This window comes from Promineifilum sp. (SeqCode) (assembly GCF_041918635.1).
In the GTDB taxonomy this organism is placed as follows: Bacteria; Chloroflexota; Anaerolineae; order Promineifilales; family Promineifilaceae; genus Promineifilum.
Genome location: NZ_JAYRVJ010000074.1, coordinates 1 through 11,529 on the forward strand (window position 1 = coordinate 1; position 11,529 = coordinate 11,529).

Sequence of the window (11,529 nt, forward strand, 5' to 3'; positions counted from 1 at the left end):
CGGCCACGTCGAGGCTGAAGTCGTCGCGCCGGGGGACGGCCACGTACTGCCCGGCGTTGACGGCCGTCGAGAAGGGGTACATGCCGAACGACGGTGGACAGTCGATGACGGCGTCGCCGGGGGCCAGCACGGCGCGCAGCACGAGATCGATCAGCTCGTCCGCGCCCATGCCGGCCAGCAGGCGCTCTTTGGGCAGCCCCGTGTAGCGGCTGATGGCGTCGCGCAGGGCGTTGGCCTCGGGGTCAGGGTAGATGTGATAGTAGCGTCCGCCAGCCAGCGCCGCCAGCGCCCGTGGCGAGGGGCCGTAGGGGTTCTCGTTGGCGTCCAGCTTGACGATATCCTCCGGCGCGCGGCCGAGGCGGGCGGAGAGCACGTCGAAGGGGAGGATGGGGGTGTAGGGTTGCATGTTGAGGATGTCGGGGCGGACCTGGCCCTCTCCCCAACCCTCTCCCACAGGGCGAGGGGGAACGCCCTCTCCCCAACCCTCTCCCACAGGGCGAGGGGGAACGCCCTCTCCCCAACCCTCTCCCGCAGGGCGAGGGAAAACGCCCTTTCCCCGGCCCTCTCCCATAGGGTGAGGGGGAACGCCCTCTCCCCAACCCTCTCCCGCAGGGCGAGGGAAAACGCCCTCTCCCCGGCCCTCTCCCATAGGGTGAGGGGGAGCGCTCTCTCCCCGGCCCTCCCCCATAGCGCGAGGGGGAGCGCCCTCTTCCGTGGAGCGAGGGAGATTGGCTCCCTCTCCCCTTGGGAGAGGGTTGGGGAGAGGGTTCCGCGCGCGCAGGTCAGCGGCATTGGCATGGGCCGTCAGCGCCTCGGCGCGGGCCAGCCGGGCGGCGACGGGAGCCAACTCGGCCGTCGTCCGCGCGTCCAGGTCGATGAGGCTGGTGATGCGTACGAAGTCGAGCACGTTGAGCGGCGAGGCGAAGCGGGCCGTGCCGCCGGTGGGCATGGTGTGGCTGGGGCCGGCCACGTAGTCGCCCAGCACCTCGAAGGAGCGCTCGCCCAGGAAGAGGCCGCCGGCGTGGCGCAGCGAATCGACCAGCGCCGCCGGCTCGGCCGTGGCGAGACATAGATGCTCCGGGGCGAAGGCGTCGGCCAGCGCTGCCGCCTCGGCCAGATCGGCCGTCAGCACGATGCCGCCCTGCCCGGCCAGCGCCGCGGCGATGACCCCATCGCGGCTGAGGTGCTCCATCTGGCGGGCCACTTCGGCCTGCACCGCCTCGGCCAGCGGGCGCGAGGGGGTCAGCAGAATGGCCGTCGCCAGTGTGTCGTGCTCGGCCTGGGCCAGCAGATCGGCGGCCACCCAGGCGGGATTGGCCGTCTCGTCGGCGATGACGATCGTCTCAGTCGGCCCGTTCAGGCCGTCGATGCCCACCAGGCCGAAGACCTGCCGCTTGGCCAGCGTGACGAACAGGTTGCCGGGGCCGACGATCTTGTCCACGCGCGGGATGCTGGCCGTGCCGAAGGCCAGCGCGGCCACGGCCTGCGCGCCGCCCAGCGTGTAGATTGTCTCGACGCCCACCGCCGCCGCCGCCGCCAGAATGACCGGCGGCACGCGGCCATCCCGGCCGGGCGGGGTGGCGACGACGATCTCGGCCACGCCGGCCACCTGGGCGGGGATAGCCGACATGAGCAGCGAGGAGGGCAACGGCGCGGTGCCGCCGGGCACGTAGACGCCCACGCGGCGTAGCGGCGTCACCCGCTGGCCGAGCCGGCCGCCGAGCGTATCGGTTGTCCAGGAGTGGATGGGCTGCAGGGCGTGGAAGGCGCGGATGCGGCCGGCGGCCAGACGCAGGCTGTCCCACAGGTCGGCCGGCAGCGCGGCCGGGGCGGCGCGAATCTCGGCCGGGTCTACGGCCAGCCGCTCCAGGGCCACGCCGTCGATGCGGCGCGTCCAGTCGAGCAGCGCGGCGTCCCCGCGCGCGCGCACGTCGCGCAGGATGCGGTCGACGGCCGCCGCCGGGGTCAACTCCTCGCCGAAGATTCGCCGCAGCCCGGCGCGCAGGGCGGGCGGCGGCTCCGGCTCCAGCGCCATGTCGCGGCGCAGGATGGTTCGTTGGGCTTCTTCACTGCTATAGATGGTAATCATCTCAATCCGTGTTCATCCGCGTTGAATTCATTGCAGCGCGGCCAGCATCGCCCGATAGCGCTCCGGCTCTTCCTCGAAGATGTAGGCGCAGGGCACGACGACAACGCCACTGCCGCCAATGGCCCGCAGCTCGCCGACCGCCTCGAACAGCCGCTCGCGGCGGACGACGACGTTAACGGCGTACCAGTTGGCCTCGGCGCGCAGATGCTCGCGGGCGACGACGGGGGCGATGGTCGGCCCCTGCAGGCCGCCCAGGCTGGTCTGGTCGAACATGCGCTGGGCGATGGCCTCGGCCGAGTCGCCGCGCATGTTGGCGGTAATAAAGAAGGAGCCGCTGCCGCGCTGGTGGGCCTCGATGTACTCCAGCAGGTGGCGGGCCGTCGCCAGCACGTCGGGCCGCACCCGCAGCGCTGGCCGGTGGGCGATGAGGCAGGCTTGCGAGCGCAAGACGACGCCGCCGGCCAGCGGGCGCAGGTGGTTGTCGCGCAGGGTGACGCCGGACGAGACCAGGTCGCAGATGAGGTCGGCGTTGCCCATGGCCGGCGCGATCTCCAGCGTGCCCTCGACACTCACCAGCCGGTAGGGGGCGACGCCGTGGCTGTCCAGAAAGCCGGCCGTCAGGCGCGGGAACTTAGTGGCGATGCGCAGCGGCTGGCCGGCGGCGGCCAGGTCGGTCGCCCAGCCGGCCAGGTCATCGACCGACTGCGCGCCCGCCTCCTCCGGCACGGCCAGGTTGAGCGAGCACGGCCCGAAGCCCAATGCGTCGTGGATGATAAGGGTTGTGTCCGGGCCGTCGTCCGCCTTCTCCGTCAGCACGTCGAGGCCGGTGATGCCGAACTCCACACTGCCGCCCTGGACGCTGGTGACAATGTCGCCCGGGCGCTGGAACATGACGGCGACGCCGGGCAGCGCCGGGATGGTGGCCGCATACTGGCGCGGGTTGGGCCGAAAGACGCGCAGGCCGCACGCCTCCAGGAACTCGATGGCTCCCTCTTGCAAAATGCCTTTGCTGGGCAGCGCCAGGCGGATGTCGTTTCGCTCCATATTCACTCCTGCAACAAAAAAGCCCTCCCCAGGTTCCTGAGGAGGGCGCTTGTCCCTTGCGTGTGCGGCGAACCGCCGACTCCCTCAAACCCGGGCAGCGTGAAGCGGCGCAGCGTGATGGTGCGCGGCGCGCCGGGCGAGCGGGACGAGGGCGGTGTCGAACATGGGGAGGAGTCTAGCATAAAGGGGATGGAGTTGGCAACTTCGGTAACGCAGCCTGTCAGGCTGCTTCTGCACCGCAGCCTGACAGGCTGCGCTACAACTGCGCGGTTTTGTAAATTGGCGCGACGGGTTATAGTACAACAAGGAAATGAGGTGCATCATGCGGGATCGGGTTGTCATCTGGACGGGGCTGGCGCTACTGCTGTTCGCCACGCTGGCCTGCAACGCCTTTGCCGGACAGCCAGAGTCGGGCCTGCCGCCGCCGCCCAACCCCAGCGCGACACCGGCGGCGGACGCCACCGGCCTGCCCGGTTTGGCGCCCACGGCCACGCTGCCCGGCGAAGCGACCGCGCCGGCCGCGCAGGGAACCCTCCGCATCATGGTCGATCTCAATGTGCGCGGCGGCCCCGGCGTCAGCTTCCCGCGGGTGGGCTTCCTGCTGCGAGACGCGCGCGTCACGGTGCTGGGCCGGGACGAGGCCAGCGGTTGGTGGCGCATCGAGTGCCCGCCGGACGCCGACGGCAGCGTATGTTGGGTATCGGGCGGGACGCAGTACACGCGGCTAGAGGTGGAGACGGCGACGGCCACGCCCTGATGGGCAACTTGGCCAATCGCCCTACATTCAGGAAAAAGGGAGCTCCCCCTGTCCTGCGAAACAGGGGGAGCAGCAGAGAGGGGATGTAGCCTGCGAGCAAACGGTGGTAAAGGCCCCGCCGCGCGGCGGGGCCGCCGGTAATTCTGAATCTATTTGCGGCGCAAGAAGGCGGGCACCTCGATGTTGCCCGGCGCGAAGCGGGGAGCCATCTCCTGGGCCGCCGGCTCCTCGACGCGCGGCAGGGGGCGGGCCGCCGGTTCGGGGGCGCGCGCCTGGCGGGCGGCCACCTCGAACAGCCCCGTATCCGCCCGCGGCAACATTTGCCGGCGCATCTGGGAACGGTCGAAGCGGGTAGCGATGACGGTGATGCGGATCTCGTCGCCTATCGCCTCATCGATGACCGCGCCGAAGATGACGTTGGCATCGGGGTGGGTCGTCTCGCGGATGACCTCGGCGGCCTGATTGACCTCGTAGAGGCTGAGCGTCGAGCCGCCGGTGATGTTGAACAGAACGCCCTGCGCGCCGTCGATCGTCACGTCGAGCAGCCGCGAACTGACGGCCTGCTCGGCGGCGATGCGGGCGCGGTCTTCGCCCGTGCCCCGGCCGACGGCCATAAGCGCCGCGCCGCCGCCGGTCATGATGGCTTTCACGTCGGCGAAGTCCAGGTTGATCAGGCCGGGCACGGTAATCAGCTCCGTGATGCCCTGGATGCCCTGGCGCAACACGTCGTCGGCCAGTTGGAAAGACTCGTGCAACGGCATGCGCTTGTCGGTAATGTCGAGCAGGCGGTCGTTGGGGATGATGATGAGCGTATCCACGTGCTGTTGCAGTTGCTCGATGCCTTGCTCGGCCGAGGTGGCGCGCTTGCTGCCCTCGAAGGAGAACGGCCGCGTCACCACGCCGATGGTCAGCGCGCCCATCTCCTGGGCGGTGCGAGCGATGACGGGGGCCGCGCCGGTCCCGGTGCCGCCGCCCATGCCTGCCGTGACGAAGACCATATCGGCGCCTTGCAGGACGGCCTGTAACTCGTCCAATGACTCGCTGGCCGCTTTCTCGCCCTGGTCGGCCTGGCCGCCCGCGCCTAAACCACGGGTCAGTTTGTCGCCAATGCGCACCCGCACCGGCGCGTTCGACAGCGACAGCGCCTGGCTGTCGGTATTGACGGCGATGAAATCGACACCCTGGACGCCCTCGGCGATCATGCGGTTGACCGCATTGCTGCCGGCGCCTCCTACACCGATCACACGGATGCTGGCGGTGCTATCCGTAATCGTTGTTCGTTGCATCCTATGTTCCCTCTTTAGTTCCCGATTGGTGGATAGAGTCTGATCGTGTCGCTCGGGCAGCGCGTCAGAAGAGCGTGGCCTTGTTCCCCGGCCGGCCGTCGTAACCGCTGGCGAATTGCTCCAGCACCGATTTCTCGACCAGCCACTTGTTGCCGAACTTGATAGCCGGCAGCTTACCGTCGCGGATAAGGCGGCGCACCGATTCGGGATGAATCGCTAGGCGCTTGCTGACCTGATTGACGTCGGCATAGTTTTCCAATAACGTGTCTTTACTCATGGTCTTACCACCGCTGACAAGAAGCGGCTCGACTTCCCCTCGAACCGCGCCACAGCTGTTGATGTCATGCGGGATATTACAACATATTGCAACAATACAACAGTTTAGGGCCTAAGTCAATAGTACTAGTCACTCAGGCGGATGTTTTTACATAACACCCCCCAAGCACGTCAATTGACTCGCCTAACCATTGCTAGCGGAGTCCGCATCCTCAGATGCGAGTCTCGTCGGGCCGTTCGCATCTGAGGATGCGAACTCTGATTAGCGGTGGATGCTCTGCTGACGGGGCCGTTCGCATCTGAGGATGCGAACTCTGAAGATCTGCGTAATCTGCGAAATCTGCGGATTCCTTTTCTTAATCCAGGAGCAGCCCACAGATGGACACGAGCGACGCATCCTCCGCGTCGGCCGGGCAGTGGTCATAGGCCACCCGCGCCCCCGTCGTCGGGCCGAGATAGCGCAGCATGAGGTAAAGCGGGGAGAAGCCGCAGATGCGGTTGCGGTCGCCGACGGCGGCGATCTGGCGGTAGAAGTCGGCCGCGTCGCCGCGCAGGATGGCGGCCATCAGGTCGTCATCGGCGGCGCGCAGTTGCGCCCGGCGGGCCGCGTCCATGTGGAACGGGTCGCCGAACGCCGGGCCGACGTGGGCCAGATCGACCGAGCCGACGATCAGGACGCGCCGGCCGGCCGTCTCGCGTTGCAGCGCCTCCAGGAAGCGGTTGAGGCGGTCGTCGCCGGCTGGATGCGCGCCATTGCTGACGAAGTGGTGGAAGGAGCCAACCAGGATGGGGATCATCGGGCGGGGCGTCGCGCCGGCCTGCTGGTAGACGTGGTGAAGCCAGACAGCCGACAGTTCGACGGAGTGCTCGCCGCGGTGGTTCAGTTCCTCAGCGAAGGCCGCCTCCGGCCCCAGCGCCTCGGCCAGCCGCTCGACCAGAGGCCGGTCGGCAGGCAGCACGCCGTAGGGGGTGGCGTAGGGCTGGCGGGTCAGGGTGACGCTGCCCGGCCCGCCGCTGTGGTCGGTGCCCAGGATGATGACCAGATCGGCGGCCAGCGCGGCTGGCGCGGCCCGCCGCCAGACGCGGGCATAGACCGGCCCGCCGCGGTTGTAGTCGATGTGGGGCGAGACGACGCCGCGCCCGGCCCACGCCGGGGCCTCGTCGTCGCCCGCGCCATAACGCCGGAACAGTGCGCTCAACGCGCGCGGGTCGGCCGGGTAGCTCAGGTCGGCCAGCGCCGGCGGGCGGGAGGGCTGGGCGTGGTAGTCGGCCAGCAGTTCGCGCCGCCGGGCCGCGGCCCGCTCGTTGTCCAGCAGGTACTCCGCGTCCAGTTGGGCCAGCGCCTCGGCCACGATCTGGAAAGGGGCGTCCTGGCCGACGTGGTCGCAGAAGGCGCGGTGGATGGCCTGCGGGCTGCGCGTGCCGTCAATGAACAGCAGCACCTGGGCCAGGGCGTGGGGAAAGATGAGCTGCCGCTGGCCCATCTGCCACGGATCGCGCAGCAACCACATCGGCTCGCCCTGATGGTGGACAGGCTGGAAGTCGAGCGGTCGCAGGCGGGGGTAACTCATGGCGCGTCTCGGCGGTTGGGGCCGGCGTCAGGGGCAGATGGGCGCGAAGCCGAACGGGCCGAGAACTAGTTCAAAGAGGGGACGCGCCGCGCCGCAGTAAAGGAGGCGGCCGCCCTGGTAGTTGTCGAGCAGCAGGAACGTGCCGGCGCAGACCAGCAGCAACGCCACCAGCAGCCCGCAGCCGATGAGCAGCCCGCGCCCGCGGCGCGGCTGCTGGTAGGCGTAGGTCGGCGGCGGGGTGTAGACTGGCTGGGGCGGCGGCGCGGCCGGGGCGGGGCGCGGGGTGGCCGGAGCCGGCGCGGGCGGCGTGTAGGCCGGCGCAGCCGGGGCCGGTGCGGGTGAGGTATAGGCCGCTTCGGGCGTGGTGGGCCGGAAGGCTTGCGTCGGCCGTTCGGCCAGGTTGACGGTGGCCGCCGGGGCGGCTGGGGACGGCGGGGCGACGGCCGCCGGCTGGGGCGCGACGAAGCGCAGCCGCACCGTGTCGCCCAGGTCGATAGTGTCGCCATCCTGCAACAGCGTCAGGTGGCTGATGCGCTGGCCGTTGACGAACGTGCCGTTGGTGCTGCCCATGTCCTCGACGGCGTAGCCGTCGGCGCGCTTCACCACGCGCAGGTGGCGGCGCGAGATCTCCGGGTCGGCCAGCACCAGGTTATTGCCGGCGCTGCGGCCGACCGTCACCTGCTCCAGTTCCAGCGGGTAGCGCAGCGACGGCGACGGCCCGCGTTCGACGACGAGAAGAGGATCGGTTTCGTTCATGGCCCGCTTACTATATCTGCGTTCACGGTTCGGGTCTAGAAACCCGGTTTGTCGGAAAAACCGGGTTTCTACGCCCCTACCCGCGCGCGACGCGCCTCGCTGACGATGGTGTGCCAGACCGCCCGCCGGGTGTCGGCGTCCCCGATCGTCAGATAGACGATCACGCGCTTGGGCGGCGGCAGGTCGTCGTTGTGGCCCGTCTCGTAGACCTGGCCGAAGCGGGTGTATTCCGGCCCCCACTGCGCCAGAAAGCTGACCGCCAGCGCCTCGACCGGCCGGCGGCCGAACAGCAGCAGGCCGGCGCGCACGTCCTGGAGGCTGGCCGCGCCGAAGAACTGGTACAGGTACTTGCCGGGCGTCTCCTCGGCCATGATGACGTGTTCGCCCAGGGGCACGCGCCAGTAATGGGCCGGCGACAGCAGCAGCCAGGCGCTACGGCCGCTGACGCTGAACAGGCCGGTCGCCAGCACGGGAACCTTGGTGTTGGGGGCCAGCGGCTCCAGGTTGTCCGCGCTCATGAGCGCGGCGGGCAGGGGAACAAAGCGGTTGTAGTTGTCGCGCTTGGCCCGCCAGAGCGAGTAATTGATCCAGGCGATGAGGGCGAGCAGCGCCGCCAGCAGCGCCACCGGCCAGTCGCGGGCCAGGCCGACCAGCAACGCCACAATGGGCAGCCAGCGCGCCAGCGTGCTCAGGCGAAAGCCAAGGAAAGTGCGCCGGCTGAGCGTGTGCGTTAGCTCGTACATCCGGCTGAGGTAGCCATAGTAGGCGCGTCGGATGAGCGGTAGCGATTCCATCGCGCCATATTGTAGGCGATTGTGGGCGGCGTGTCACCGTTGTGTACCTGTTTGGTCACCGGGTGGAGGAGCAGGGGAGCGGGGGAGCAGGGGAGCGCCTATGGTATATAAGGACGATTGTAGCGCGGAATGGTATCCCGCCCCTCCGCGCCCCCCAGAGGCGGGATGCCATCCCGCGCTACCACAACTGTCCTATCCGCCGTAACCTGCGCAGCCCTTATGGCTTCAGCGCCACACCGACGAGATGGATGCCCCGTCCGGCCGGCAGGCGCTCCTCGACGGCGGCCAGGACGCGGTAGAGCGCGGGGGAGAAGGCCAGATAGGTCGGGTCGGCCACGGCGCGCAGGTCGGTCAGGGCCAGCCCGGCCGCGCCCGCCAGCGCCGCCAGCGTCGCGGCCGTGTTGGCGCGGTAGGCGGTAGGGAAGGTGTCGGCCTCCACGCGGCCGTAGAGCCGGGCCACCAACCGCCCCTGCGCCCGCCCCAGCCGCCCGGCGACGCGGTTGGCCCAGGTCAGCGGGTGGCGGGCATTGGGCGTGATGAAGACGAACGCGCCGCCCGGCCGCAGCACGCGGGCGACCTCGGCCAAGGTGGCCGCCGGATCGACCAGGTGCTCCAGCAGCCAACTGGCGGCCACCACGTCGAAGCGACCGGCGGCGAAGGGCAGCCGGTCGCTGCGCGCCGCCGCGCGCGGCAGCGCCGGCAGCCGGTGCTCGCGCAGGGAGGCGAAGTCAGGATCGATGCCGATGACACGTAGCACGGGATTCTTATCTCGTGGCCCGAGGGAAGACGCGGGATAGGAATCCCGCGCTACGTCATCCAGTTGTTCCACCAGTCCGCCCCGGCCGCAGCCGAGGTCGAGCAGCCGGGCGTCGGGCCGCAGGTGGGCGCGCACCTGGTCGGCGAAAAGCTCCGTCGCCGGCCGCCAGCCGGGGTGGGTCGCGCGGTAGACCTCGCGCCAGGCGTTTTGTTGATCCAGGGGTAGCATAAGACCGATTGTACACGACAGGAATGGTAGGGGCAGACCTGCGTGTCGGCCCTAGCGAGACACGTAAGGCGTGGGGGCAGGGGCAGACACGCAGGTCTGCCCCTACCGAATTGGGCGGTGGGTTAGAATATTCCCACGCGCAGTAGTGAGTGAGTAGAATCAGACCCCATGCGCCTGACCCTACTTCTCTGCCTGACCCTGCTCCTGGCCGGCTGCGCCTTTAACCCGCCGGCCGGCGCGACCGACCCAACCCTCCCGCCGACTGTTCCGGCCACGACGACGCCCACAGGCGCGCCGCCCACCGTAGCCCCAACTGCCGCGCCCACCCGTTCGCCCGGCGCGACGGCCGCCACGGAACCCGCCGCGCTAACCACCATCACTGCACCCACAGCCGCCCCGGCCGGCGACCGCGAAGCCACGGCGGCCGAGCTGACCCAAACCGCGCCGCCGCTGCGCGACGATGCGCGGCTGGCCGCCGCCTTTCGCGGCGCAAACCCGGCGGCCACGTCGCCCGCGCCCGTCGCGCCGGAGGTAGGCGCGGTCGAGCCGTTCAATGTCAGCAACGTGGACAGCAACACAGTCAGCACGATTAGCGCCGAATTGATGGGTATCGGCGAGCACGCCTACTTCTGGTTCGACCTGGCCCCCGACGCGGCGCGGCCTGACGCGGCCGGCGTGGCCGAGGCCGTGGCCGCCTTCGACGCCATCTACGAGACGCTCTACGCCCAGCTGGGTGTGGAACCGTCCGCGGAGCGAACCCATATCGTCCACGCCTCGCCGGGGGCGCTGTGCGACGACGCCGCGGCGTGCGGGCTGGCCGGCTACTTCAGCACCCAGGACTTGCTGCCGCGAGCCATCAACCCGCAATCCAACGAGCGTTCGATGTTTATCATGAACGCCTGGCAGTATGGCAGCGGCAACTACTATGACGTGCTGGCCCACGAGTTGCGCCACCTGCTCGGCGCGAGCTACGACGAGGGGGAGGAGGATTGGGCCGTCGAGGGGGGCGCGATGCTGGCCGAAGACCTCGTTGGCTACGTGGACGTGCCCCAGGCGCGCGGCAGCCTCTTCCTGAGCAACCCCGATCAGCAACTCAACAGCTGGACCGACGGCTTCACCACGCCCTACTACGGCCAGGGGTATCTGGTCAACCGCTTCATCTACGACCGCCTGGGCGAAGCGCTCTACGCCCAGTTCATCGCCGACCCCGCGCCAGGGCTGAGCGCCGTCGATAGCGTGGCCGCGGCCAACGGGCTGGACTTGACCGGCGAGCAGCTGTGGCTCGACTGGCTGGTGAGCATGGCCGTCCACGACGATCCCGACGCGCCGGAGCGCTACCGCTGGGGCGGGCCGGAACTGGCCCCGCTGCTGACCGCGCCGGTCAACAACCGGCCGGCAACGTTCGACACGACCGTCAGCCAGTACGCAGCCGACTACTACGAGTTGCCCTCCAGCGGGACGACGCGCATCGAGTTCGGCGGCGCGCCGGCGGTCTCGCTACTGGGGGCCGGCGCCCCGTCGGGCGAGCGCTTCTGGTATGCTCAGCGGGCCAACAGTAGCAACCCGCGTCTGACCCGGACGGTCGATCTGCGCGAGGTGGACGCAGCCACGCTGACCTATTGGGCTTTCACCGACATCGAGGCGGGCTACGACTTCGCCTACGTCTCCGTCTCCACCGATGGCGGCGAGCGCTGGCAGCCGTTGGTCGCGGACGGGATGCAGGGGCTTGGCCCGGCCGACGACCCCTCCGATGCCGCCCTGGCCGACCGCTTTTACTCCAGCCGCCGCGGGGAGTGGTTCGAGGAGCGAATCGACCTGACCCCCTACGCCGGGCAGGAGATTCTGCTGCGCTTCGAGATGGTGACTGATCTCATCCAGACGTGGCGCGGCTTCGCCATCGACGACATCGCCATCCCGGAGATCGGCTTCTTCGACGACGCTGAGCAGCTCGACGCCGGCTGGACGGCCGAG

Annotated in this window: 10 protein-coding genes; 2 read left to right on the top strand and 8 right to left on the bottom strand. The window is 69.5% G+C overall.

Going from position 1 to position 11,529, the window contains the following annotated elements:
• Together hisD and hisG are read right to left on the bottom strand one after the other, a co-directional pair.
• Positions 1-2,089 (bottom strand): histidinol dehydrogenase (gene hisD, locus ACE3UY_RS02420; RefSeq protein ID WP_374685958.1); only part of this gene is annotated, 2,089 nt, incomplete at its 3' end.
• Positions 2,090-2,116: 27 nt separating this feature from the next.
• Positions 2,117-3,133 carry an ATP phosphoribosyltransferase gene (gene hisG, locus ACE3UY_RS02425; RefSeq protein WP_374685959.1) on the bottom strand — a complete coding sequence of 339 codons (1,017 nt, stop codon included), beginning with the start codon at positions 3,131-3,133 and terminating at the stop codon, positions 2,117-2,119.
• Positions 3,134-3,455: 322 nt separating this feature from the next.
• Here hisG and ACE3UY_RS02430 point away from each other — a divergent pair, with 322 nt between their 5' ends.
• Positions 3,456-3,890 (top strand): SH3 domain-containing protein, encoded by a 435-nt coding sequence (locus ACE3UY_RS02430; protein WP_374685960.1) that lies wholly within the window; start codon positions 3,456-3,458, stop codon positions 3,888-3,890.
• Positions 3,891-4,039: 149 nt separating this feature from the next.
• Here the strand turns inward: ACE3UY_RS02430 and ftsZ are convergent, their stop codons facing one another.
• From ftsZ to ACE3UY_RS02460, 6 genes are all read right to left on the bottom strand, one after another.
• Complete coding sequence (gene ftsZ / locus ACE3UY_RS02435) at positions 4,040-5,176, bottom strand: cell division protein FtsZ (RefSeq protein ID WP_374685961.1); 1,137 nt, start codon at positions 5,174-5,176, stop codon at positions 4,040-4,042.
• A 64-nt stretch (positions 5,177-5,240) separates the two neighbouring features.
• Positions 5,241-5,453, bottom strand: a complete 213-nt coding sequence (locus ACE3UY_RS02440) for a helix-turn-helix domain-containing protein (protein WP_374685962.1) — start codon at positions 5,451-5,453, stop codon at positions 5,241-5,243.
• Between the two features lie 355 nt (positions 5,454-5,808).
• Positions 5,809-7,023: an AmmeMemoRadiSam system protein B gene (gene amrB / locus ACE3UY_RS02445; protein WP_374685963.1), complete on the bottom strand. Its 1,215-nt coding sequence runs from the start codon at positions 7,021-7,023 to the stop codon at positions 5,809-5,811.
• 27 nt (positions 7,024-7,050) lie between these two features.
• Entirely contained in the window at positions 7,051-7,779 is a 729-nt protein-coding gene (locus ACE3UY_RS02450; RefSeq protein ID WP_374685964.1) for an FHA domain-containing protein, read from the bottom strand.
• A 68-nt stretch (positions 7,780-7,847) separates the two neighbouring features.
• The gene (locus ACE3UY_RS02455) at positions 7,848-8,573 is read right to left on the bottom strand and encodes a hypothetical protein (RefSeq protein WP_374685965.1); all 726 of its coding nucleotides are present in this window, start codon (positions 8,571-8,573) and stop codon (positions 7,848-7,850) included.
• Between the two features lie 217 nt (positions 8,574-8,790).
• Positions 8,791-9,558, bottom strand: a complete 768-nt coding sequence (locus ACE3UY_RS02460; RefSeq protein WP_374685966.1) for a class I SAM-dependent methyltransferase — start codon at positions 9,556-9,558, stop codon at positions 8,791-8,793.
• 168 nt (positions 9,559-9,726) lie between these two features.
• Here ACE3UY_RS02460 and ACE3UY_RS02465 point away from each other — a divergent pair.
• Positions 9,727-11,529: hypothetical protein (locus ACE3UY_RS02465; protein ID WP_374685967.1), on the top strand; the 1,803-nt coding region annotated here is incomplete at its 3' end.

Coding starts and splice junctions, on each gene's coding strand:
- hisG (WP_374685959.1), bottom strand. CDS start 3,133: ATGGAGCGAAACGACATCCGCCTGGCGCTGCCCAGCAAAGGCATTTTG.
- ACE3UY_RS02430 (WP_374685960.1), top strand. CDS start 3,456: ATGCGGGATCGGGTTGTCATCTGGACGGGGCTGGCGCTACTGCTGTTC.
- ftsZ (WP_374685961.1), bottom strand. CDS start 5,176: ATGCAACGAACAACGATTACGGATAGCACCGCCAGCATCCGTGTGATC.
- ACE3UY_RS02440 (WP_374685962.1), bottom strand. CDS start 5,453: ATGAGTAAAGACACGTTATTGGAAAACTATGCCGACGTCAATCAGGTC.
- amrB (WP_374685963.1), bottom strand. CDS start 7,023: ATGAGTTACCCCCGCCTGCGACCGCTCGACTTCCAGCCTGTCCACCAT.
- ACE3UY_RS02450 (WP_374685964.1), bottom strand. CDS start 7,779: ATGAACGAAACCGATCCTCTTCTCGTCGTCGAACGCGGGCCGTCGCCG.
- ACE3UY_RS02455 (WP_374685965.1), bottom strand. CDS start 8,573: ATGGAATCGCTACCGCTCATCCGACGCGCCTACTATGGCTACCTCAGC.
- ACE3UY_RS02460 (WP_374685966.1), bottom strand. CDS start 9,558: ATGCTACCCCTGGATCAACAAAACGCCTGGCGCGAGGTCTACCGCGCG.